General features: G+C 57.6%; 19 protein-coding genes and 2 pseudogenes. 16 read left to right on the forward strand and 5 right to left on the reverse strand.

All coding sequences use genetic code 11. The features are described 5' to 3' along the window. Positions 1–46 precede the first annotated feature (46 nt). On the reverse strand, positions 47–565 hold the full coding sequence (locus I9H09_RS23060; RefSeq protein ID WP_005896459.1) for a glycine cleavage system transcriptional repressor: 519 nt from the start codon (positions 563–565) through the stop codon (positions 47–49). A gap of 319 nt (positions 566–884) precedes the next feature. Here I9H09_RS23060 and I9H09_RS23065 point away from each other — a divergent pair, with 319 nt between their 5' ends. The 7 genes and pseudogenes from I9H09_RS23065 to I9H09_RS23095 all read left to right on the forward strand — a co-directional run bounded on the left by I9H09_RS23065 (position 885) and on the right by I9H09_RS23095 (position 10,688). Beyond that, a complete protein-coding gene (locus I9H09_RS23065; protein ID WP_122347121.1) occupies positions 885–3,062 on the forward strand; it encodes a malate synthase G in 2,178 nt (725 codons plus the stop codon). 359 nt (positions 3,063–3,421) lie between these two features. After that, positions 3,422–3,988 (forward strand): PAAR domain-containing protein, encoded by a 567-nt coding sequence (locus I9H09_RS23070; protein WP_122347120.1) that lies wholly within the window; start codon positions 3,422–3,424, stop codon positions 3,986–3,988. Positions 3,989–3,994: 6 nt separating this feature from the next. Further along, positions 3,995–4,921: pseudogene (locus I9H09_RS23075) on the forward strand (DUF6402 family protein). Continuing rightward, positions 4,918–5,364 (forward strand): hypothetical protein, encoded by a 447-nt coding sequence (locus I9H09_RS23080; RefSeq protein WP_122347119.1) that lies wholly within the window; start codon positions 4,918–4,920, stop codon positions 5,362–5,364. Before I9H09_RS23075 ends, I9H09_RS23080 begins: the two are co-directional and overlap by 4 nt. Beyond that, complete coding sequence (locus tag I9H09_RS23085; protein WP_122347118.1) at positions 5,361–5,810, forward strand: hypothetical protein; 450 nt, start codon at positions 5,361–5,363, stop codon at positions 5,808–5,810. Before I9H09_RS23080 ends, I9H09_RS23085 begins: the two co-directional genes overlap by 4 nt. Beyond that, positions 5,807–6,238: a hypothetical protein gene (locus I9H09_RS23090; protein ID WP_122325036.1), complete on the forward strand. Its 432-nt coding sequence runs from the start codon at positions 5,807–5,809 to the stop codon at positions 6,236–6,238. Before I9H09_RS23085 ends, I9H09_RS23090 begins: the two co-directional genes overlap by 4 nt. Before the next feature lie 682 nt (positions 6,239–6,920). Then, positions 6,921–10,688: a coiled-coil domain-containing protein gene (locus tag I9H09_RS23095; RefSeq protein WP_122347117.1), complete on the forward strand. Its 3,768-nt coding sequence runs from the start codon at positions 6,921–6,923 to the stop codon at positions 10,686–10,688. 63 nt (positions 10,689–10,751) lie between these two features. Here I9H09_RS23095 and I9H09_RS23100 read toward each other — a convergent pair whose 3' ends face one another. Next, positions 10,752–11,198, reverse strand: a complete 447-nt coding sequence (locus I9H09_RS23100) for a response regulator (RefSeq protein WP_005896447.1) — start codon at positions 11,196–11,198, stop codon at positions 10,752–10,754. Positions 11,199–11,427: 229 nt separating this feature from the next. Between I9H09_RS23100 and I9H09_RS23105 the strand changes: the two genes are divergently transcribed. After that, the gene (locus tag I9H09_RS23105; protein ID WP_053480372.1) at positions 11,428–13,362 is read left to right on the forward strand and encodes a DUF294 nucleotidyltransferase-like domain-containing protein; all 1,935 of its coding nucleotides are present in this window, start codon (positions 11,428–11,430) and stop codon (positions 13,360–13,362) included. Further along, complete coding sequence (locus I9H09_RS23110; RefSeq protein WP_122347116.1) at positions 13,359–14,072, forward strand: 3'-5' exonuclease; 714 nt, start codon at positions 13,359–13,361, stop codon at positions 14,070–14,072. The genes I9H09_RS23105 and I9H09_RS23110 overlap by 4 nt, the downstream gene beginning before the upstream one ends. Positions 14,073–14,085: 13 nt before the next feature. Here I9H09_RS23110 and I9H09_RS23115 read toward each other — a convergent pair whose 3' ends face one another. Further along, positions 14,086–14,388, reverse strand: a complete 303-nt coding sequence (locus tag I9H09_RS23115) for a cell division protein ZapA (RefSeq protein WP_005896439.1) — start codon at positions 14,386–14,388, stop codon at positions 14,086–14,088. Further along, positions 14,385–14,618, reverse strand: coding sequence for a hypothetical protein (locus I9H09_RS23120; protein WP_122347127.1), 234 nt, complete (start codon positions 14,616–14,618; stop codon positions 14,385–14,387). The genes I9H09_RS23115 and I9H09_RS23120 overlap by 4 nt, the downstream gene beginning before the upstream one ends. Positions 14,619–15,108: 490 nt before the next feature. Between I9H09_RS23120 and I9H09_RS27270 the strand changes: the two are divergent. Together I9H09_RS27270 and I9H09_RS23125 are read left to right on the forward strand one after the other, a co-directional pair. After that, positions 15,109–15,534 (forward strand): annotated as a pseudogene (locus tag I9H09_RS27270) (MCP four helix bundle domain-containing protein); the annotation flags it as partial. 3 nt (positions 15,535–15,537) lie between these two features. Next, the gene (locus I9H09_RS23125) at positions 15,538–16,668 is read left to right on the forward strand and encodes a methyl-accepting chemotaxis protein (protein WP_412459285.1); all 1,131 of its coding nucleotides are present in this window, start codon (positions 15,538–15,540) and stop codon (positions 16,666–16,668) included. Positions 16,669–16,757: 89 nt separating this feature from the next. Here the strand turns inward: I9H09_RS23125 and gbdR are convergent, their stop codons facing one another. Continuing rightward, positions 16,758–17,861, reverse strand: coding sequence for a choline metabolism transcriptional regulator GbdR (gbdR, locus tag I9H09_RS23130; RefSeq protein WP_005896432.1), 1,104 nt, complete (start codon positions 17,859–17,861; stop codon positions 16,758–16,760). A gap of 782 nt (positions 17,862–18,643) precedes the next feature. On the opposite strand from gbdR, the gene I9H09_RS23135 reads away from it, so the two are divergent. The 5 genes from I9H09_RS23135 to I9H09_RS23155 all read left to right on the forward strand — a co-directional run bounded on the left by I9H09_RS23135 (position 18,644) and on the right by I9H09_RS23155 (position 24,456). Next, positions 18,644–19,591: a choline ABC transporter substrate-binding protein gene (locus I9H09_RS23135; protein ID WP_122325040.1), complete on the forward strand. Its 948-nt coding sequence runs from the start codon at positions 18,644–18,646 to the stop codon at positions 19,589–19,591. Positions 19,592–19,658: 67 nt separating this feature from the next. Further along, complete coding sequence (choW, locus tag I9H09_RS23140) at positions 19,659–20,504, forward strand: choline ABC transporter permease subunit (RefSeq protein ID WP_005896429.1); 846 nt, start codon at positions 19,659–19,661, stop codon at positions 20,502–20,504. Beyond that, on the forward strand, positions 20,501–21,679 hold the full coding sequence (gene choV / locus I9H09_RS23145) for a choline ABC transporter ATP-binding protein (protein ID WP_005896426.1): 1,179 nt from the start codon (positions 20,501–20,503) through the stop codon (positions 21,677–21,679). The genes choW and choV overlap by 4 nt, the downstream gene beginning before the upstream one ends. Positions 21,680–21,934: 255 nt before the next feature. Then, complete coding sequence (gene glyA, locus I9H09_RS23150) at positions 21,935–23,188, forward strand: serine hydroxymethyltransferase (RefSeq protein WP_024691240.1); 1,254 nt, start codon at positions 21,935–21,937, stop codon at positions 23,186–23,188. A gap of 17 nt (positions 23,189–23,205) precedes the next feature. Continuing rightward, positions 23,206–24,456, forward strand: a complete 1,251-nt coding sequence (locus I9H09_RS23155) for a sarcosine oxidase subunit beta family protein (protein WP_236502245.1) — start codon at positions 23,206–23,208, stop codon at positions 24,454–24,456. Positions 24,457–24,467 lie beyond the last annotated feature (11 nt).

Consider the following 24,467-nt stretch of genomic DNA (forward strand, 5'->3'; position numbering starts at 1 on the left):
TCCACAGGCAGGTGCACGGTTAAACTGGATAACCTGAAGACTCGAATCACTCTTCTCCACCCAACACCAACTCCACCATCAAATCATCAGCCAGCGTCTCAAGCCCTGCCTGCAGATCATCCAGCGACAAGCCCGCTGGCACGCCCAGCACTGCGTTGGCATGGAACAGCAGTTCGCTGCTCATGGGAGCCGGGGTGACGTCGGTAATCAGGTGCTCAACATTGACGCCCTGCCCGGCCAGCAAACGGGTGATATCGCGCACGATGCCAGGGCGGTCGTTGCCGACCAGTTCCATGCTGATCGGCCGAGTGGTGCCACTGGTTTCGACAACGCTTTCGGCCAGCAGCATGCGGATGCCATGCACCGACAATTCGTTCAGGGCCTTGATCAGGTCGTCGTACTTTTCTGTTTCGACACCAACCTTGAGTATCCCGGCGAACTGCCCGGCCATGCGTGACATGCGGCTTTCCAGCCAGTTACCGCCATGCTCGGCAATGCACTGGGCAATGCGTTCGACCTGCCCGGGTTTGTCGGGAGCAACCAGCGTTACGACGAGATGATCCACGGTCTATTCCTCTTGCAGTGCAGATGATTTGGACACTTCGATATTCCCACGAGTATAGGCGTGCTTGAAGGGCAACTCATGCATGGCAAATCGTGTACCGTCTGGCACGCTTTGTGGAACAATCCCGAGCGCTTTCGAGCGAACAGTGAAATAGCGTGACCCGACATGAGTGTTCAGTCGTTTACTGACATGTTCAGCAACGTTTCCACGCGATTGCCGCTCATGTAGCATCCCCGGTCACGCACTACATGGCAAAAGATCAATAACAGAGCGCTCTCCGAGTGCGTTCGCCCCTGCTGAGCAGAGTGAGGCAAGTGTAATGACTGAATACGTTCAAGTCGGTGGCCTGCAAGTCGCCAGAGTCCTGTTCGACTTCGTGCAGAACGAAGCCATCCCTGGAACCGGCGTCGATGCTGCGGCGTTTTGGGCCGGTGCGGATCAACTGATCCACGACCTGGCGCCAAAGAACAAGGCACTGCTCGCCAAGCGCGATGAATTACAGGCACAAATCGATGCCTGGCACCGGTCCCGCGCGGGGCAGTCTCACGATGCCTCAGCCTACAAGGCTTTCCTGCAGGAAATCGGCTATCTGTTGCCAGAAGCAGCAGACTTCCAGATCACCACACAAAACGTCGATGAAGAAATAGCCAGCATGGCCGGCCCCCAACTGGTGGTGCCGGTGATGAACGCACGTTTCGCCCTCAATGCGTCTAACGCACGCTGGGGCTCGCTGTATGACACGCTCTACGGCACCGACGCGATCAGTGAAGAAGGCGGTGCCGAAAAGGGCAAGGGCTACAACAAGGTGCGTGGCGACAAGGTCATCGCCTTCGCCCGAGCGTTTCTGGATCAGGCTGCGCCATTGGCGGCAGGCTCGCACGTTGACTCGACTGCTTACAAAATGATCGACGGCAAACTGGTCATCAGCCTCAAGGGCGGCAGCAACACCGGCCTGCGTGACGACGCACAACTGGTTGGTTTGCAGGGCGATGCCTCGGCGCCTTTCGCCGTGCTGTTCAGACACAACGGCCTGCATTTCGAATTACAGATCGACCCTGCCAGCCCGGTCGGTCAGACCGATCCGGCAGGCGTGAAAGACATCGTCATGGAAGCCGCGCTGACCACCATCATGGACTGTGAAGACTCCATTGCGGCTGTAGATGCCGAAGACAAAGTGGTCGTTTACCGCAACTGGCTGGGCCTGATGAAGGGTGATCTGGCAGAGTCGGTGTCCAAGGGCGGTGAAACCTTCACCCGCACCATGAACCCCGACCGCGTCTACACCACACCGCAAGGCGGCGAGGTCACACTGCATGGCCGCTCTTTGCTGTTCATCCGCAATGTCGGTCACTTGATGACCATCGATGCGATCCTCGACAAGCATGGCAATGAAGTGCCCGAGGGTATTCTCGACGGCCTGCTGACCAGCCTTGCGGCAATTCATAACCTCAACGGCAACAACTCGCGCAGCAACAGCCGCAGCGGCTCGATGTACATCGTCAAACCGAAGATGCACGGGCCGGAAGAAGCTGCGTTTACCAACGAACTGTTCGGACGTATCGAACAGGTACTGGGCTTGCCGCGCAACACGCTGAAAGTCGGGATTATGGACGAAGAGCGCCGCACGACGGTCAACCTCAAGGCCTGCATTCAGGCAGCGAGTGAGCGAGTGGTGTTCATCAACACTGGCTTCCTGGACCGTACCGGTGACGAAATCCACACGTCGATGGAAGCAGGCGCGGTAGTGCGCAAGGCGCAGATGAAAGCTGAAAAATGGATCTCGGCCTACGAAAACTCCAACGTCGATATCGGCCTGAAATGCGGCCTGCAAGGTCGTGCGCAGATCGGCAAAGGCATGTGGGCGATGCCGGACCTGATGGCCGCCATGCTGGAGCAGAAAATCGCTCATCCACTGGCTGGTGCGAACACGGCCTGGGTGCCCTCACCTACCGCTGCTGCGCTGCACGCCCTGCACTATCACAAGGTTGACGTGTTTGCCCGTCAGGCAGAGCTGGCGCAACGCGAACAGGCTTCGGTAGACGACATCCTGACCATCCCGCTTGCACCGAACACCAACTGGACGCCGGAAGAAATCCAGAACGAACTGGACAACAACGCCCAAGGTATCCTTGGCTACGTGGTGCGCTGGATCGATCAGGGCGTAGGTTGCTCGAAAGTGCCGGACATCAACGACATCGGCCTCATGGAAGACCGCGCCACGCTGCGCATCTCCAGCCAGCACATGGCCAACTGGCTGCGTCATGGCGTGGTTACTGAAGCTCAGGTCCTGGAAAGCTTGAAGCGCATGGCACCCGTCGTGGACCGCCAGAACGCCAACGACCCACTGTACCGCCCACTCGCGCCAGACTTCGACAGCAACATCGCCTTCCAGGCGGCCGTCGAGCTGGTAATCGAAGGCACAAAACAGCCGAACGGATACACCGAGCCGGTGCTGCATCGTCGTCGTCGTGAGTTCAAAGTCAAAAACGGAGTGTAAGGATTTCAGTCACCGGACCGGAGAGGCGGCTTGCTGCCTCTTCGGGAAGGTGATGAGTAGACATCGCGTTTTTTTCGTTTGAACGACCCAGATATTTTTTAACTCGACACGTCATAGAAGCAAAAAAAACTTCATCCCGTTTGTGGGAAAAAGTTATCCCCCGCGTAAGACGCCTGATCAATATAGGTAAGTCGAGTCTTAAATTATAAAAACGTAACCACAGGGTATTTCCGCGCACGACACACAGTGCTATCTCTCTTCCTGTTGCATTAACAAAAGTCATACATCTTAAACAACGTCGTTTAAATTGATGAGCGTTGAGAGTGGCCATGACTTCAGTTCTGCTCAAGGAGAGTTGCATGAACCGACTGGCAATTGTTGTAGGTGATATGACGGATCATGGAGGACGCGTCATGACAGGCTCCGAAAGCCATATTATTGATGGGTTCCCCACGGCGCATGTCGGGTGTGATGTTATTTGTCCGCTGCATGGCCCTACCAAGATAATCAGCGGGCAGAACGACCACCTCGTAGAAGGCCAGCCACTGGCGCTTGAAGGCGACCTGACAACCTGCGGTGCACGACTGGTCTCTTGCCAACAGAACTTTTTCCTGGTCGAAAGAGAATCCTCTTCCGACCACAAACCCGTTACCCCGCCAATGAAACGGGCATATACCCCCGTCGTACTTGCTCAGTCCTACACTTCGCCGACGTCTAAACAAAACCGAATCGTGTGTGACGAGCGTTTTCAAATGCTCACCCACCAACGCAATCGCCTTGGGCATCTGGATTACGTGCTGCTGGAACATAACCAATGCACGGCTCGCGGCACCCTCGATGAGCACGGCCACAGCCGCAAACATGGCAGCTCTAGCCCCTCGTCCCTGCAGTTTGCCGCCTCCGCCCCTTGGCCTGTAATGGAGTAACTGAACATGTCCCTGAATGATTTCCAGCGCACCAATGCCGTCGGTCCCGATACCTACTTCGCCCTGCCACAGGGTGTGTCACGCACCTATGCACCCTTGGACACGCCACCCAAGCAAGTCATCATCGAAAACCTCGCCCTGTCCCGCATCCCGGGCGCCATGCGCAACATGGGCTGGGATACCGCTGCAGCGTTGATGCAACGATGGTTTGATAGCCCGGGGTGGGAGATGCCGGCGGATTGGAAGGAGCCGGAAAAACAACCCAACCCCATGAGTTTGTCTGCTGCACAGTGCGATGAGAGCATAGTAAAAATGTCTTGGGCGATGCAATTTGAGCGTTGTAGAGAGGCAGTAGAGGTAGCAGAGTCGCGATTGATGACGACTAACGCAATTATCCGTTTGAAGAATCTTTTAAAGCAGGCCGGCTGGTGTGGAGCGGGCTCGTTCAAACTGGGCGCCCACACAATGACAGCACGAGAAGTTGATAACACATCACAAGTAAACTTCACAAGATTTGGCAATGCATGGAATACTTTAGATGATATGTAAGGTGCACTGGGACGAGCATCGCTAAAAATCGGGGTTACCGGAACAGCTTTTGGCATACAAAACCCTATTACCAGAGAGATCAAATCCCACTTCCAAGTCGAGTATCTGGGTTTCTACATTCGTGATCATTACGATTTCAGCGGCCTACAATACCTAGGCACTTGGACGGAGGACCGAGTTTTAACAAAAGCAGAGACAGTTATTGCTTTGACTCCACAAGGGCACTTAGTAATAAGGATAAAAAATGGAGCTTTTGCCGCTATCACAAACTTGCATTTCCGTAATTATCGAGAAAAACATAACAAGGGAGGCGATTTTTATGTTTATTCGGATGTACTTTGGAAAAAAGTCGATCAAATAATCGATTTGGGAACCTGGACTTGAAACGATCATCCCGAAAAGCTGCATTCTTTTTAGCCTACATCACTATCATAGGCAGCATATGGGCCGTATCAGAGTGGTGGGAAAAAGGCTTGGCCGAACGCTTGAGTGAACCCTATATCAGCCCTGGCGGTTGTTATCGCGTAGAGCTATTCAAGCCATTTTGGGTTTTGCCCATGATGTTTCACACAATGCCCGACCCGAATGAAGGTGTACCTCGGGAATGGCTCCCTTGGTGGGGCTACCCTGCATTTTTCCGTCTCTACGATCATCGCACTGGCGAATTGATCTCGGAAACCGAGATTCATGATCTGGAGTCGGCAGGCGGGCCAATGTCTTGGGGCGGTGGGTCAGGGATGGTCTACGCAGGAATGATCCCCATCGGCCCGAATGTCCCTGACTGTATGGGGGACCGCCCAGCTACACGTGCTGCGCCTCAAGAATGAAGTCGCCATCGAAGCGCATCATCTTTCTTGCAGCCTACATCACCATTGCAGGCAGCATATGGACTGCTTCGCAACGGTGGGAAAAGGGCTTAGCCACAAAGGAAAATCAAATCATCATTAGCCCCAACAAATGTTACAGAATCGAAAGCTATACGCCAGCATGGCTGCTTCCTACATGGTTACATCCATGGGGAACTCCCGATAAAGTTGAGAAACCTCAGTGGTTTGTTCAATGGATAGCTCCAGGCTTTGACCGGCTATATGACCACCGTACCAACGCTTTTCTGGGGGAAAGCGAAGTGTATGATTTTGGACGTACGGGCGGCGGCGGTACTTTCTGGGGTGACCGACTGCGACCCGGCGTATACGAAGGAATGATCTATATCGGCCCGAATGCCCCCGATTGCATCGGCGACCTACCCACACAGCTGACACCAGAAGAATGAAACACCTTCGAAGGCGCATTTCCTTTCTAACAGCCTACACCGCCGTCGCACTCAGCCTATGGACCGCGTCGCAATGGTGGGAAAAAGGCTTGGCGGAAAGGTCAGGTGAACCGATCGTCAGCCCTGATGGCTGCTACAGACTCGAAACATTTAAACCATTCTGGGTACTGCCGAATATGTTTCATCGCAAGCCTCATCCTGACGAAGACGTACCGCCAAAATGGTTCCCGTTGTGGGGCTACCCTGGCTTCTATCGGCTGTATGACAATCGCAACGGTGAACTGATTTCAGAAAACAAGATTTATGACCTTGAAACAGCAGGATGGGGAATAGATTGGGGAGAAGAGTCGGGTTTCGTCTACGCAGGAATGATCCCCATCGGCCCGAAAGCCTCTGACTGTATGGGCGATCAGTCGGCCATGCCTTGAACTTTCAGCCCCGCTCATCACCCTTCCGCTTTCATCAAAATAAAACCCGGAACCGAATCCACATCCCGGCCACCCATCCTGACAGGTCCGAAAACCACCCGCCCAGGAAGGAGCGGTTTCAGGCACCTGCCCCAGCTGACCCACTAAAGGACGCAAACCGCGAGTCAGCTCTTAGCCCCACCCTCGAGCAAACACGCCTCCCCGTGCCGCCTTGGCAATTTGAAGAAGTGTCGCATGCAACGCTCAGGCGTCATGGCGATAGCCCTTTGAACACCTTTCACGCACCACCTAACGTGCAGTGTCGATTACTACCACCACCTGTATTGATCTGTCGAACTTGATACCTGAGCTGATGGAGCTGCTCATGAACTTAAGAATCGATACTCGTTCTACCAATCCGGTTGTACCTCTCGAAACAGGATCTACATCGCAGCCAACACCACCTCCCGCCGCAGTAAACATGCATGAACCTACTCCCGTGGCAAACCCTGCAGCGCCACGGTCAGCGCCGGGCGTTCAGCAAGCACATGGTTTGAGAACGCGCCTGGCTGGAAAACTTTCAGAGCGCCAGACCAACTTCAGTCTCGGTATTCCTGGCACCGGTCGCACGCTTAACCGGCCGCTGCGCAGCGGGATTCCAGAGGAAGGTGAGCATACGTCGAGCAATGAAGATCACGATCCGTTGCTCAAAGAGGCGCATGAACTGCAGCGCCTGACCGAGTCGGCGCTGAACAGCCTGAAGGCAGCGCCGACGCCTCTCTGGGAGCGTCCTGCGCCGTCAACAGTCAGGCGCATCACCACCAGGATTATTCCGTGGCTCAAACCTGCCCCTTTGCGTGAGGTTGTCAGCAGTGACAGCGCAGCCAGGACCAAGGCCGATAACTCGCAGCAGAGTGCTACAGCCATTGCAGCGACCGTCAAAGAGCTGAGCGCTCGACTGGATCAGCAGAGTAAGGTTCTCGCCACAGCGACCCATGCGCTGGTCGCGGCACGCGAACATCTTGAATCACTTGAACAGGCCACATTACCCTCGTCGACCGGGCGACTGGATCAGGCCAGGGTTCGTGTTCAACAAGCCGACACCACCACCCGCCTCGCCAGCCAGCAACTTCGTGAGCTGATTCAGGGTACAGAGGTGTTGCAACTGGGCGCGTTGAGCGAGGGGCAGGACCAGGCTGCACAGAAAACCGAGTTTTCTCAGAAATGGCTCAGTGAACTGCGCACACGTATGCAGGCGGTAGATGCCCGTTTCGGTGATCGGCACGCCGCTATCGCAATCGAGTTGAAACTCAAGGTAGCGGAAACCCGCGAGCTGATTTCGCTCGACCATGACATGACCGTCGCCGAGCAAACGGCCGCGCAGGCCAACGCACAGCTCTCTGCCTTGCGTACCCAGCGACAGGCAACGCCAGACGGTTCAGCCGAAGCCGAAAGGCTGGACAGTGTCATCGAACAAACGCTCACAACGCGTTCGCAGGCCATGCAAACGCATGAGCAACTGGCAAAAAGACTGGTGCGCGTTGATGCCGATGTTGCGCGTTTGAACGCCGAACTGGGCGAGCTTCACCAGCGGCTGGCTGTCGCCAGTAACGAACGTTCTGCACTCAAGACACTTGAACAGAAGCTGCCCGAATCAACACAGGTAACCGCGCCTGCAGAGGGGGAAACGCAAGAAAGAGACGACAAAACCGCCCTCAAGAACATTCGCGAACAGTACCTCTCCAGTCAGATCAGTGAAGCGCATGCTTTTGCAACGACAGGCGCGGACGAGATTAAAGCGTCACTGCAACGCATTGCCGGCCGCCTGCAAGCTACGCCCCCGCCAACACCAATTCCGCCCTTTGCGGTTATCGAGATCGTTACGTCGGCGCTGGCAGAACTGACGGGCAATGACGCTGCACGCGCCAACCGCGTACTCGACCTGCTGAACCAGCATCCCCTGGAACATTGGCCGCGCATTGCAGAGGAGTTGTCCAGGTCGGTCAGGACGCGTAGCGCAAACAACAACAGTGTGCAGAGGGACACCCTCGACTTTTGTCGAAAACTGGCAAGTGTGCCGCGTGGCATGGAAATGCTTCAGTTGCTCTCCAGCGAAGGTACTAAACCGATAGTGGCCGAGCGGGCCAAGCCTTTGAGGGTGTTCTGGAACGCCGACGAGGCGCAGCAAAAAGAGCCCGATGGCAAGGTAAAGGCATGGCTGCAAACGGCCAAACAGGTGGCACGTCATAAGCTGGATGGCAGCGAGAAGTCGTTCGACGATGTCGATCACGCCGCCTTCAATGCGGTTCGTAACGGCTATTACAGCAATGCTCCCGGCTCGCCATATGCGCAACATGACCAGCGCCTGAAAAAAGCCACGATGGAATGGGTCATGCGCGCCGTTGCAGCCAATACTCCAGAGCAGACCACGGCAACTGCCCCAGCGAAAAGCTCGTTACCACGCCGCCTCGCCCCAACGCTGAACAAGACACCTTTTGCCAAATCGACGCTGGATCGCGCCTACACGGTGGGCGAAAGCATGGGGCTGCAATCGCCCAGAAGACAAGTTGATCAGGTTATTACAGCGCGAATAAAGCAGCTGGAAGAAACCCTGAAAAACTGCCGCGGCGCACCGGAACTGCAACTTGAGATTTCGGCAGCCCACGCCATGCTCGACCACCTGAAAACACTGGAAAAGAAAGGCACTCATCTGTCGCAAGCGACGCTGAAAAAGCGTGATGGCAAATCGATGCAAAGCCTGCTGAAGGCTCGCGTCCACCAGCAGCGGCTGTCGCAGATCTGGGATAAGCCGGACGCGAACGGCAAGCGTGCAGTCAACGTTCTGCAAAAAGCTCAACACATTGAACTTCCGCCGCTTTACAGCGAACTTGCGAGCAGCAAATTGTCAGTTTACGAGGCAATCAATCGTGTCGATGAGCACCTGCGCGAGATTTTGCCGCCAGCGCTGCAACCCGCTCAATCTGTTGACGAGGTGCTTGATCAAGACCTGAGCGCAGCGATAAAACTGTTGAAAACCCGGCACCTGAGCGAGAAAAGCGACATCGTGACGTTTTTCAAACCGTTCATTCTTGAAAGCCGCCTGCGCGACCGACTACGCCTGGGCGGTGGCGGTACCCTTGGGTTAGGCCTGCCGTCTCTGCCCTATGGCTTGATATCGCCCACAGTGTCACCGATCTTCTCGGCAGAAAAGTCGCGCAGTGACGAAGCGTTTGCCCAGTTGTTCATGCCGATTCTGGGAATGGAAATGTCCTTCGGCAGGGCCCGAACCGAGGCCGCCGAGGCGACCATCGGTGTGGCCGTCGGCGGCGCGGTTGCAGAAGGGGTGGCGATACAGGCTGCGTTCACTGGCCGTTTTAGCGCCCAGCAAACCCAGACCAGCTCGACCCTCATGCGTTTTTTCCGCACTCGCCACAAAGACGATGAAATGCGCGGCAACATGCTTACCGCTCTGGACAGCATGGTGCGCTGGGACATCATCGAGCCCACACAGGGCCGCCGTTATTCCGGGCCGCTGGAATCCATACTGGCGCGTAACCCTGAGGTCTCTGTGAGCCAGATCGATGCGACTTCCAGTACCCGCAACGTAGCAGCGCGTGTGGCATTACGCGCGCCGGCTGCACGCTTCAAGGATGGCTCCAGTGGTGCATCGCAGACATTGACGCTGGAACCCTCGCTGTACGCCGAAGCTGATCGAATAAAAGAGCAACGCACCGAAACAGGAGGATTCATCAGCGTCGTCGGCGCCAAGGCTGACACCGCCCAGCAACGTGCGGGGGTCACTGCCAACCTGAACTTCGCGCCGATAGCCAGCTCGGCCACGCCAGCAAAAAAAGACGCTGACTATGGTGTTCAGGGTCAGGGGCTGGGTTTGCAGCTGGGAATGTCACGCGATCTGGCTTGGGCGCTGGAAAAAAACGAAATATCGCCCTTTCTGATCGGCGACAAACAGGACGCCGATCTTGACCGACACTATTCCACGCCGCGCGATATGCAGGCCGAGATCACCGCCAACCGCGACCTGTGGTTGCTGCGCTGTATCGAAACGCTGGAGCCGGATGAGACCGGCAATAAAAACACCCCGGACAACCGTCTGCGGGCAGCCATGCATCTTGATGCTTTCGAGGCGACGATCAAGCGTCTGAGCAAGGACAGCAAGTATTGCCAATACAACGTCAACTACTCGATGAAAGGTCGGGCCGGGGCCGAGATAGACGGGTATCGAGGCATTCAGACCCTGGCATTGCAGCGCGGAGACGCGCAGGCGGCGGAAAAGGCCAGACAGGCCATTGACGATATTTTGTTGACCAAAGAGACGTGGCGGCCACTGGTGTTGATAGTCCGCGAGCGGGCGCGGGACTCGACCGTCGTCGGCTGGCGCAACCTGCTGCGCTGGCAGAAGCTCTCCAATGTCGACGGTCAGCGCACCGCAGCGCAGTTTCCACCGCCTTGAACAGGGGGGTTCAGCGTGCCAGCGCAAGCATTGGCACGCTAGCCAGCCAGGTTTGGCAAGGCCTCAACCCACGCCCAACTCGCGCTTGACGAGCTTCACCAGCTGTTTGGTGTTCAGCGGTTTAAGCAGAAAATCCACAACGTCGAGGTGCATGGCGTCAATGGCGTCACGCACATTGGCGTCCCCGGACACGATGATGATCGGCAAATCCGCGCGATCCGATTCGCGGATCTTGCGGATCAGTTGCAGCCCGTCGAATGGGGCCATTCGCAGGTCAGTGATCAGCAGGCCAATGGACTGACGGGTTTCGAGCATGCGCAGCGCGATGTCGCCACCGGGCGCGGTCATGCAGCTGATGTCGTTGAGACTCAGAATTTCTGCCAGCAGTTCTCTCGCGTCACTGTCGTCATCAACGATCAGGACCCGTTGCGGGGCGTCGCGTTCAGGCGTGAGCATGACCTCATTGAGGGCATTGCGCTCATCGTCGCTCAGAATATCGTGGTCAATCATTGCAGTCTCATCATTCCCTGGACTTATCCGACAACAGATTCAGGTCAATCTGCGATGTATTTCGTCGGCATCCTGGCCAGGCGCAGCGCGCAATCCATTGCGTTTGTCTATCAGTTATCCGGCAATTACCCTGGCCGAGCAATCATTCTGGCGTAAGACTTACGTCCAATGGGCACCTGGCGGCAAGCGGCCGACCATGAGCACCAATAACAAGAACGCGGACCGGGCCATGAGCAAGGCAGATGCTTTCAATCAGGCAGGCAAGACAGCCGTGCTGCAGAACATACACGGCACCATGCAGTTCCTGCAAAAATTCCCGCCGTTCAACCAGATGGAAAACGCTCATCTGGCCTACCTTGTCGAGCAGTGTCAGCTCCGTTTCTACGCCGCTGACGAGAGCATCATCAAGCCTGGCGATGGGCCAGTAGAGCATTTTTACATCGTCAAACAGGGACGAATCGTCGGCGAACGGCCGCATTCTGCAAAAGGCGGCACAGAGACAACGTTTGAGATCACTACCGGCGAATGCTTCCCGCTGGCCGCTTTGCTGGGCGAACGCGCGACGCGCACCGAGCACCTGGCCGCCGAGGACACGTTTTGCCTGCAGTTGAACAAGCAGGCGTTCATCAAGCTGTTTGCACTGTCCACGACGTTTCGCGACTTCGCCTTGCGCGGGGTCAGCAGCCTGTTGGATCAGGTCAATCAGCAAGTTCAGCAGCGCGCCGCCGAAACACTCGGTACACAATATTCCCTGAACACCCGCCTGGGCGACCTGGCCATGCGTCATCCGGTGATGTGCAACCCTGACACGCCGATGCGCGATGCAGTGAAGCTGATGCATGAGCAGCAGGTGGGCAGTATCGTGATCGTCGACGAACAGCAAGCGCCGCTGGGCATCTTTACCCTGCGCGACCTGCGCGAGGCGGTTGCCGATGTGAATGTGGACTTCAGCGCTCCCGTCAGTCACAGCATGAGCCCGTCGCCCTTTCACCTGAGCCCGGACGCCAGCGCTTTCGATGCGGCCATTGCGATGACCGAGCGCCACATTGCGCATGTGTGCCTGGTCAAGGACGGAAGATTGTGCGGAGTTGTGTCGGAGCGAGACCTTTTCTCCCTGCAGCGCGTAGACCTTGTGCATCTGGCGCGCACCATTCGCACAGCGCCGCGCATTGAAGCGCTTGCCGGGTTGCGGGGCGATATCGTTCAGTTGGTCGACCGCATGTTGGCCCACGGCGCTTCGTCGACCCAGATTACCCAGATCATTACCCTGCTCAACGACCATACGGTCTGCCGGGTGATCGAACTGACGCTTGCGGAGAAAGGCGACCCCGGGGTTGCCTTCAGCTGGCTGTGCTTCGGCAGTGAAGGCCGACGCGAACAGACCCTGCATACCGATCAGGACAACGGCATTTTGTTCGAGGCGCGCGATGCAGCAGAGGCAGAACAGACCCGGAGGTTGCTGCTGCCGATTGCCGAACGCATCAATCAGAGCCTGGCGCAGTGCGGCTTCACGCTGTGCAAAGGCAATATCATGGCCGGCAACCCTGACTTGTGCTTGTCACGGCAGGAATGGTCACATCGTTTTTCAGCTTTCATCCGCGAAGCCACTCCAGATAATCTGCTGGCGTCGAGTATCTACTTCGATCTGCGTGTGGTCTGGGGTGATGAAAACGGCTGCGAGCAATTGCGGCGCGGCATTCTTGACCAGGTCGCGGATAATCAGTTATTCCAGCGCATGATGGCCGATAACGCCTTGCGCCAGCGCCCGCCGGTGGGCCGCTTCAAGGATTTCGTCGTGGCTCGCAAGGGCAATGAAAAAGACACTCTGGACCTCAAGACCGAAGGTCTGACGCCTTTTGTAGACGGCGCCCGGCTGTTGGCGCTGGCCAACGGTATTGCCGTCAACAGCACGCAGGAGCGTCTGCGGCAACTGGTGGAGCGTGAAGTCATCGACCCTCTGGATGGTGCCGCGTACCAGGAGGCTTATCACTTCATTCAACAGACTCGCATGCAGCAGCATCAGTTGCAGAGTCGCCAGAACCTGGCGTATTCAAACCGCATTGACCCAGACACGCTCAACCATCTGGACCGACGCATTCTGCGCGAATCGTTTCGTCAGGCGCAGCGACTGCAAACCAGTCTGACGCTGCGTTACCAACTATGAACCTGTTCGAATGGCTGAAACCGCGGCCGAAGACAACCCATCTGGACGCCTCCCACCTGAACCGGCTCAAACAACTGCCAGCTTGCGCCAGGCTCAGCGACAAGCCGTTGCGCCAGCAACGCTGGGTGGTGCTGGACCTTGAAACCAGCGGCCTGAACATGAACCGCGATCAGGTGCTGTCCATCGGCGCAGTGGTGATTGAAGACGGCGCCATCGACCTGGGCCAGCAGTTCGAGCGCACGCTGTTGCGTGTCGATCACAAGGTCAGCCCCGCCGTGCTGATTCATGGGTTGGCACCCAGCGCGATTGCAGCGGGCAGCGAGCCGGTCGAGGCGTTACTGGATCTGATGGCGTTCATCGGCGACAGCCCGGTTCTCGGTTTCCATGCGCCGTTCGATCAGCACATGTTGTCGCGCGCGCTGAAAGAGAGCCTTGGCTATCGCTTGCAGCATCCATTCTTCGACATCGCTGAACTCGCACCGATGCTGTGTGAACAAGCCAACCTGCGTCACGCAGGGCTGGACGACTGGACCCGCTTCTTTGGTCTGCAAGCAGAAGAGCGACACCACGCCAGCGCCGACGCACTGGTCACGGCGGAGCTCGCGCTGATTCTGTTCAGCCATGCCCGCAGACAGCAGATCGACAGCCCTCTGCTGCTCGACGAACGACTGGGGCAATGGCGCAGACGCAGGCAATCGCATTCGTTTTGAATGCGACCCGAGTTCAGCCCTGGGAAATGGTCTTGGCGATCACATCTACCGTCGCATCGACCTTCTCCCGGTAACGTTTCAGCTCGACCTTGTGCAGTTGCTCAAGCTCGATCTGCTGCGAGCAGAGGTTCAAGGCTGCCAGAACCAGCAAGCGATCACCGATCAGGGTCGGGTACTTGCGCTTGGTGTCGGCCAGCGACGCATTGAGCATCGCGGCGGCCTTCATGAGCGTGAGGTCTTCACCAGCCGGAGCCTTGACCGAATACTCGTTACCCAGAATTGAAAGAACGGTTACACCGCTTCCGTCGACGTTCATGCGCCGACAGCGCTTGCGCTGGTAGCGCGGTCAACCAGTGCCTGGATGCGGGCCGCAGTGCTGCTCTGTTTTTCTTCCTGCTCCATCAGACTCAGTTGCAAGTTCTCGTTCTCGTCCTTGGCTTTTGCCAGCTCTGCGTTGAGCTGTGCATTTGTGTCCTGAAGGGCCTGATTCTGTTGCACCAGATCACCGACAAGCTGTTCCAATTGGCTAAGGGAGGCTTCCAACATTTTGATTTCTCGAGCAAATTTCAACGGGCGCACACGATAAAGAAAAGTCACTGCGCATGCCAGCGCTCAGGGTTTGAATACTGACCTGTCACGGCATGGACACGTCGATAACGCAAACGCATGGGGGGCTTGTGACTGCATAATCCGGTTGCGGTTCCCGCTGTTCGTCAGGCCACATAAGGGTGCGACAAATGCGCGCAGCTTGCGGGCAGCCTGAAATCACCGAAAAGCCCTGTATCTCAGCCTTTTCAACAGCTTGCGCCGTCTGTCGAGACGACTCCCGGCTGATGAATATTGAGTGGATGCGCGCATTAAGTGCCTGCGGGCTCAAGACTTCAGTCGCATGACCGATAGGCAGCCATTCACTTCATCCCCTACACCCGTTGAATCGCATGGAACGCGTACATAACCCTGGAAACTTTCTATGTCCCTGCGAAATATGAACATAGCGCCCCGAGCGTTTCTTGGATTCGCCATCATTGGCACACTCATGCTGATACTGGGTGTTTTTGCATTGTCACAAATGAGCAAGATCCGTAGCGCTACCGAAGTGCTGGCCGACAGCAATGTGCCCAGCATCAAGAGCCTGGATCGCTTTGCTGAAGTCAGCATTCGCTTGCGTGTTTTGTCTTACCGGTTGCTGGTCAACCGCGACCCGGAAACCCAGCAGAAGACCATCGACCTGCTGGCGATGCGCAACAAGCAGATCACTGACGCTCAGGCTGTCTACGAAAAGCTCATCAGCGACCCGAGCGAGCGCGATCTCTATGGCCAGTACGTGCAACTGCTGGGACAGTATCGACAGCTTGAAGAACGCCTGAAGACCCTGACGCGCGCCAACAGGCTCGATGAGCTGCAGAACCTGCTCAACAACGAGATGGTCAGCAACTCAGACCAAATGAACACAGTGCTCAGCAAGCTGGTAGAGAACAACACCGCGCAGTTGAACAAGGTCAAGACAGACGCCACCAGCGAGTACGATTCGGCGCTGCAACTGGTGATCGGCCTGCTGATTGCTGCCACATTGCTGACCATCGTATTTGCCTGGATGCTGATCAAAAGCATCACCACGCCGATTGCCACGGCTCTTCAGGCGGCGGAAACCATCGCCAAAGGCAACCTGACCCAGCCAATCGCGATCGACGGCACCGACGAAGCAGGTCGCTTGTTGCTGGCCATGAAAACCATGCAGGATAAGTTGCGCGACACGTTGCAGGGTATCTCCGGCTCGGCCACGCAGCTGGCTTCGGCGGCTGAAGAGCTGAATGCGGTTACCGATGAAAGCGCACGCGGGCTGGTGCAGCAGAACAATGAAATCGAACAGGCTGCCACCGCAGTCAACGAAATGACCAGCGCTGTAGAAGAAGTTGCCCGCAATGCCGTCAGCACTTCGCAGGCGTCGCGCAATGCTGCGACATCGGCTGGCGATGGTCGTGACTTGGTGCAGGAAACCGTCAGTGCCATTGAGCGCATGAGCGGCGATGTCAAAGGCACCGCCGAACTGATCATCAACCTGGCTAACGAGTCACGCGATATCGGCAAAGTACTGGACGTGATTCGCAGTCTGGCCGACCAGACCAACCTGCTGGCCCTCAACGCGGCTATCGAAGCAGCGCGTGCGGGCGAAGCAGGCCGCGGCTTTGCGGTCGTGGCCGATGAAGTTCGTGCTCTGGCGCACCGCACGCAGCAATCCACCAGCGAAATCGAACGGATGATCGGCAGTATTCAGAGCGGCACCGAGCAGGCGGTCAGTTCGATGCGCAACAGTACGGAACGCGCTGAGTCCACATTAAGCATCGCCAAAGGTGCAGGCCTGGCGCTGAACACCATCAATGTCGCGGTCGAAGAGATCAACGAGCGCAACATGGTCATCGCCAGCGCTGCTGAAGAACAGGCTCAGGTTGCACGCGAAGTGGACCGCAACCTGGTGAACATCCGCGACCTGTCGGCACAATCCACCACCGGCGCCAACCAGACCAGCGCAGCCAGCACAGAGCTGTCACGCCTGGCCGTGGACCTCAACAGCATGGTATCGCGCTTCGCGCTTTGATCCGGCGGCAGGTGTGAGCGCCCGTTGAGCCATGATCGTGCCGATGCTCCGCGTCGGCATGCCGGAGCTTCACGCATCGATCAGCGCAACTACAGCCTCACACTCGCAAACGTCGACTCATTGCGCGCCTGACTCAAAGCCGAGAGCGGGCCTGACAAGGGGGCGAGTACCAGCGCATGCGGGATTGGCATCATGGCAACCTGTTGCGCAGTGTTGGAGCCCACGCGCTCGTCGCGCGGCGGGATGCCGAAATATTCGCGGTAGCACTTGGAGAAGTGCGGTGTCGAAACGAAGCCGCACACCGACGCCACTTCGATGATCGACATCGGTGTCTGCTTGAGCAGTTGCCGTGCGCGAATCAGGCGCAGCTTCAGGTAGTAACGCGAGGGCGAGCAGTGCAGGTATTTCTGGAACAGTCGCTCCAGCTGCCTGCGCGAGACGGCGACATACACCGCCAGCTCGTCGAGGTCGATCGGTTCTTCAAGGTTGGCTTCCATCAGCGCCACAATCTCCTGCAATTTGGGCTGATTGGTGCCGAGCATGTGCTTGAGCGGAACGCGCTGATGGTCTTGTTCGTTACGGATACGTTCGTAGACGAACATCTCGGAAATAGCGGCCGACAATTCGCGGCCATGATCACGACTGATCAGGTGCAGCATCATATCCAGTGGCGCTGTACCACCGGAGCTGGTGAAACGGTTGCGGTCGAGCGTGAACAACCGTGTGCTCATGGACACACGCGGAAAGGCTTCCTGCATCGCCGCCAGGCATTCCCAATGCACGCTGCAATCAAAACCGTCCAGCAACCCGGCGCATGCCAGCGCCCAACTGCCCGTACACACAGCGCCGAGACGACGCGACTGACGCGCCTGGCTCTGCAACCAGCTCACGTGTTCGCGGGTGACGGCACGCTGAATGCCGACGCCACCACAAACAATGACGGTATCGAGCGCTGGCGCCTTGTTCATGGCGGCGTCCGGGGTGATCTGCAAGCCGTCGCTGGCCCAGACCTGCCCACCGTCAAGGCTCAGCGTCGTCCAGCGATACAGCTCGCGACCCGACAACTGATTGGCCATGCGAAGGGGTTCGACCGCCGATGCGAGAGAGATCAGAGTGAAGTTGTCCAACAGCAGAAAGCCGATGGATTGCGGCGCGCGGTTCTGGGGTTGGGTCCCTGGATTGAACGATGTCATCACACTATCTCCTCTCACGTGGCTGTGGTTGGCCTCAAGACGGGCTCTTCTTATAGCCCTTTCCATTACAGGGCCTGAGAAGGACATCGCAAATCCCATGCCGAAAATTGATCGGCTATTCAATAACGTTTGAAAACGACGTCGCGAAGCGTCTAATCAGCAGCGACCCCTGTGTCTGTTTGCGACGCCAGAGCCCGCCGACTGCGGCATTCGATGAGCAATTCGGTAGCACTCCAGCCAAGTGCCAGGCGCCGCGTACACAGGGAGTGCTACTCAACGCACATGTGGACGAACCAGAGAACTTGATAGCTGTGCGCGCCAAAAGGTGGCGGCCGAAAAGGCCCGTGGTCGAAAACCGCGCAGCGCGCCAAAATGTCGGTCAGGCACCTGGATCAGAAAGCAAAAGTACACCAGATAGTGAACTTGTCGGCGTTACCCCCCTCAAAAGCACCGCGTTCGCGCAGGCACCGACCTGCCAACCGACGCTGCCGATATGCGCAGCGATTGCGTGACGTACTGGCCGCTTTTCAGCAGTTCCAACACTGCAACCAGGCGCGTGTACGATGCAAAGAATCTGTAAGCGACCTTGCGCGCACTGGATACGACGCCGCCTGCACTGGATACGACGCCCCCTGTAGGCGTTTGATTTCCCCTGTTACATGATCGGATCCGACTCGATCGCCAGGCGCAGTGATGGAGCTTCGCGAAAAGCCTTGCCGACCCATAAGCCGCGTCAGCGTTCACCTGCTGATGACCACAAGAAACTCACAGGAGTCCACCCAATGAAAGGTTCCAAATCGCTGCTCTTGGCCGCAACGCTATGTATGCCGGTGCTTGCTCAGGCAGCCGAGCCAGAGGCCTGTCATACGGTCAACTTCTCCGACGTAGGCTGGACAGACATCACCGTCACCACTGCGGTGACCAGCGCCGTACTCGAATCGCTGGGCTACAAGACCAAGACCACCATGATTTCCGTACCTGTGACCTACAAGTCGCTGGCAGACGGCAAGAACATGGACGTTTTCCTCGGCAACTGGATGCCGACCATGGAAAACGACATCAAGCCTTACCGCGAAGCCGGGACTGTCGAAACCGTACGCGCCAACCTCGAAAACGCCAAATACACTCTGGCCGTTCCGCAAGAGCTCTACGACAAAGGCCTGCACGACTTCGCCGACATCGTCAAATTCAAGAAAGAACTGGGCGGCAAGATCTACGGCATCGAGCCTGGCAACGACGGTAACCGCCTGATCCAGAGCATGATCGACAAGAACGCCTTCGGCCTGAAAGACGCAGGCTTCAAGGTCGTCGAGTCCAGTGAAGCCGCAATGCTCTCGCAGGTCGACCGCGCGGTTAAACGCAAAAACGACGTTGTGTTCCTGGGCTGGGAACCACATCCGATGAACACCCGCTTCAAGATGAAATACCTTACAGGCGGTGATGACTTTTTCGGCCCCAACTATGGCCAGGCGACCATCTACACCAACACTCGCAAAGGTTACAGTCAGGAATGCAGCAACGTAGGTCAGTTGCTCAAAAACCTGTCCTTCACGCTGGACATGGAAAACACCCTGATGGGCAATGTTCTGGACGACAAGATGAAGCCTGACGCCGCTGCCAAGGCGTGGATCAAGAAAAACCCGCAAGTGCTCGATACCTGGCTCGCCGGCGTGACCACGGTTGATGGCAAACCTGGCCTGGAGGCAGCCAAGGCCAAGCTGACCCAGTAAGCCGAAAGCAGGCGGGTCTGGCCCGCCTGCTGTCCTCTTCACCTTCCGCAAGCGGATACCCGATACCATGCTGATAGATCAAAAAATCCCTCTGGGCGAGTACATCGCCGCATTTGTCGACTGGTTGACGCTCAACGGCGCCGACTACTTCGACGCGATTGCCTCGACACTGGAAATGATGATCCACGGGTTCACGTTCGCGCTGACCTGGTTCAACCCACTGGTATTGATCGGCCTGATCGCCGCGCTCGCGCACTTCATCCAGCGCAAGTGGGGCCTGACGGTTTTCGTGATTCTTTCGTTTCTGTTGATCCTGAACCTGCACTACTGGCAGGAAACCATGGAAACCCTGGCCCAGGTCCTGTTCGCGACCCTGGTCTGTGTTGTCATCGGTGTGCCGCTGGGCATCATTGCCGCGCACAAGCCGCTGTTCTACACCATCATCCGGCCGCTGCTGGACCTCATGCAGACAGTCCCAACCTTCGTTTACCTGATCCCGACGCTCACGCTGTTCGGCCTCGGTGTCGTTCCCGGGCTGATCTCTACAGTGGTCTTCGCGATTGCTGCGCCGATACGCCTGACGTACCTGGGCATCCGTGACGTGCCTCAGGAACTGCTGGACGCCGGCAAGGCCTTCGGCTCGTCGCGTCGCCAGTTGCTGACCCGGATCGAGCTGCCCTACGCAATGCCTTCCATCGCCGCCGGTATCACCCAGTGCATCATGCTGTCACTGTCGATGGTAGTAATTGCCGCACTGGTCGGTGCCGACGGTCTGGGCAAACCTGTGGTCAACGCACTGAACACCGCCGATATCGCCCTCGGTTTCGAAGCCGGTCTGGCAATCGTATTGCTGGCAATCATGCTCGACCGTATCTGCAAACAACCCGAAGCCAAGAAAGGGTCCGACGCATGAGTACCATCAAATTCGACAAGGTAGACGTCATCTTCGCCAAGGACCCGCGTGAAGCCCTCAAGCTGCTGGACGAAGGCCTCACGCGTGATCAGATCCTCAAGAAAACCGGGCAGATCGTCGGCGTAGAAAGCGCCAGCCTGGATATCGAAAAAGGTGAAATCTGTGTCCTGATGGGCCTTTCCGGCTCAGGAAAATCCAGCTTGTTGCGCTGCATCAACGGCCTCAACACTGTCAGCCGTGGCTCGTTGTTCGTTGAACACGAAGGTTCGCAGATCAACATCGCCAGTTGCAGCGCAGCCGAACTGAAAATGATGCGCACCAAACGCATTGCAATGGTGTTCCAGAAGTTCGCCCTGATGCCCTGGCTGACAGTGCGCGAAAACATCAGCTTCGGCCTGGAAATGCAGGGCCGTCCTGAAAAGGAACGCCGCAAGCTGGTGGACGAGAAGCTTGAGCTGGTAGGCCTGACCCAGTGGCGCAACAAAAAACCCGACGAACTCTCTGGTGGCATGCAGCAACGCGTCGGTCTGGCGCGTGCGCTGGCGATGGATGCCGACATCCTGCTGATGGACGAACCGTTCTCGGCGCTCGACCCGCTGATCCGTCAGGGGCTGCAGGACGAACTGCTCACCCTGCAAAGCAAGCTGAGCAAGACCATCGTTTTCGTCAGCCACGATCTGGACGAGGCCCTGAAACTCGGCAGTCGCATCGCCATCATGAAAGACGGCCGCATCGTTCAGTACAGCGTGCCGGAGCAGATTGTTCTCAATCCTGCCGATGAGTATGTGCGCACCTTCGTTGCGCACACCAATCCGTTGAATGTGCTGTGCGGTCGCAGCCTGATGCGCACGGTCGATGAGTGCACTCATGTCAACGGCTCGGTATGCCTGGACCCGAGCGTCGACTCATGGCTCGACCTGGCCGACGGCAATGTGATCAAAGGCGCACGCCAGGGTGCCGCGCCGCTTGATCTGCAAAACTGGACGCCCGGCCAGGACGTCAGCGCCCTGGAACGACGCCCTACTCTTGTGCACTCCAATATCGGCATGCGCGAAGCCTTGCAGATCCGCTACCAGACCGGCAATAAGCTGGTCTTGCAGGACGGCAACAAAGTGGTCGGCATTCTGGGTGATACCGAGCTGTATCACGCATTGCTGGGCAAGAACCACGGTTAACGCCTGAAACCGACAGGCCCACTCCCCTGCGCTGGAACGACTCCAGCCGGGAGCGGGCTTGTCTTCGTCCAGCACAGCGTCATCTTGCCTACCCTCCCGCTATTTTCACTCCCTCCTCCCCTATGTCGTAAACGCACCTTTGTGTGGCGTCCATAGGCATTTGACGACATCTGTACGGCCCTACCATCGCTCTCAGAGGGCTCTGTTCGGCCCTAACGACAAGTCAGGCGCCGTGCCGCCGCTGGGAGATCCGCGATGTTCAGCAAGCAAGACCAGATTCAGGGTTATGACGATGCACTGCTGTCGGCGATGAATGCCGAAGAGCAGCGTCAGGAAGACCATATCGAGCTGATCGCCTCGGAGAACTACACCAGCAAACGCGTTATGCAGGCTCAGGGCAGCGGCCTAACCAACAAATACGCCGAAGGTTATCCCGGCAAGCGTTACTACGGCGGTTGCGAGCATGTCGACAAGGTCGAGCAACTGGCCATCGAGCGCGCCAAGCAGTTGTTTGGTGCCGACTACGCGAATGTGCAGCCGCACTCCGGCAGCCAGGCCAACGCTGCGGTCTATCTGGCGCTGCTTCAGGCGGGCGACACCGTACTGGGCATGAGCCTGGCGCACGGCGGTCACCTGACCCACGGCGCCAAGGTCAGCTTTTCGGGCAAACTCTATAATGCCGTGCAGTACGGCATCGACACCACGACAGGGCTGATCGATTACGACGAGGTCGAGCGCATCGCCGTCGAAAGCCAGCCGAAAATGATCATTGCCGGTTTCTCGGCCTATTCAAAAACGCTCGATTTCCCGCGTTTCCGCGCAATCGCCGACAAGGTGGGCGCTTACCTGTTCGTCGACATGGCCCACGTCGCAGGGCTGGTCGCCGCAGGGCTTTATCCAAACCCGCTGCCCTATGCCGATGTGGTCACCACCACCACGCACAAGACCCTGCGCGGCCCACGCGGCGGCCTGATTCTGGCCAAGGCCAACGAAGAGCTGGAGAAGAAATTCAATTCCGCCGTCTTCCCCGGTGGTCAGGGTGGCCCGCTGATGCACGTAATCGCCGCCAAGGCAGTGTGTTTCAAGGAGGCTATGGAGCCCGGCTTCAAGGCTTATCAGCAACAGGTCATCGACAACGCACAAGCAATGGCACAGGTATTCATCGAACGTGGCTTCGACGTGGTTTCCGGTGGCACCGACAACCACCTGTTTCTGGTCAGCCTGATCCGTCAGGGCCTGACCGGCAAGGACGCCGACGCTGCGCTGGGTCGTGCGCACATCACCGTCAACAAGAACTCTGTGCCCAACGACCCACAGTCGCCCTTCGTGACCTCGGGCCTGCGCATCGGCACACCGGCCGTCACCACCCGCGGCTTCAAGGTGACCCAGTGCATCGAACTGGCAGGCTGGATCTGCGACATCCTCGACAACCTCGGCGACGCCGATGTCGAGGCCAACGTCGCCAGTCAGGTCGCAACCCTGTGCACCGAATTCCCGGTTTATCGCTGAGTCAGGAGTAGCCTCACATGCAGCATTACTCAGGCTTCGGCCTTCTCAAGCATTCCCTCAGCCATCACGAAAACTGGCAGCGCATGTGGCGCACGCCGACGCCGAAAAAAGTCTACGACGTGGTCATCGTCGGCGGTGGCGGTCATGGTCTGGCGACGGCTTACTACCTGGCCAAAGAGCACGGCATTACCAACGTAGCGGTGGTCGAGAAAGGCTGGCTGGGCGGCGGCAACACGGCTCGCAACACGACCATCGTGCGCTCCAACTACCTGTGGGACGAGTCGGCTCATCTTTATGAGCACGCAATGAAGCTGTGGGAAGGACTGTCTCAAGACCTGAACTACAACGTCATGTTCTCTCAGCGCGGTGTCTACAACCTGTGTCACACCCTGCAGGACATGCGCGACTCGGAGCGCCGCGTCAGCGCCAACCGCCTCAACGGTGTGGACGGCGAGTTGCTCAACGGCAAGCAGGTCGCTGAGGAAATTCCGTACCTGGACTGCTCGAACAACACCCGCTACCCCATCATCGGCGCAACGGTTCAACGCCGTGGCGGCGTGGCCCGACACGACGCGGTGGCCTGGGGCTTTGCGCGTGCTGCCGACGCCTTGGGTGTGGACCTGATCCAGCAGACTGAAGTCATCGGCTTTCGCAAGGAAAACGGCGTGTGTGTCGGCGTCGAAACCAACAAGGGCTTCATTGGTGCCAAACGTGTCGGCGTCGTGACGGCCGGTAACTCGGGGCACATGGCAAAGCTCGCAGGCTTCCGTCTGCCAATCGAATCACACCCGTTGCAGGCACTGGTCTCCGAAGCGATCAAGCCGATTATCGACAGCGTCATCATGTCTAACGCCGTACACGGTTACATCAGCCAGTCCGACAAGGGCGACCTGGTGATCGGCGCCGGCATCGACAGTTGGGTCGGTTATGGCCAGCGCGGCTCGTACCCGGTGATCGAACACACGGTTCAGGCGATCGTCGAGATGTTCCCAGTCCTGTCCCGCGTGCGCATGAACCGCCAATGGGGCGGCATCGTCGACACCACACCAGACGCCTGCCCGATCATTTCCAAGACGCCCGTACCGAACATGTTCTTCAACTGCGGTTGGGGCACCGGCGGTTTCAAGGCCACGCCCGGCTCGGGCAATGTGTTTGCGGCCAGCCTGGCGAAAGGCGAAATGCACCCGTTGGCCAAGCCGTTCTCCATCGACCGTTTCCACAACGGCGCACTCATCGACGAGCACGGCGCAGCAGCCGTCGCCCACTAACAGGAGAACCC

The organism is Pseudomonas tremae (assembly GCF_023278125.1).
In the GTDB taxonomy this organism is placed as follows: Bacteria; Pseudomonadota; Gammaproteobacteria; order Pseudomonadales; family Pseudomonadaceae; genus Aquipseudomonas; species Aquipseudomonas tremae.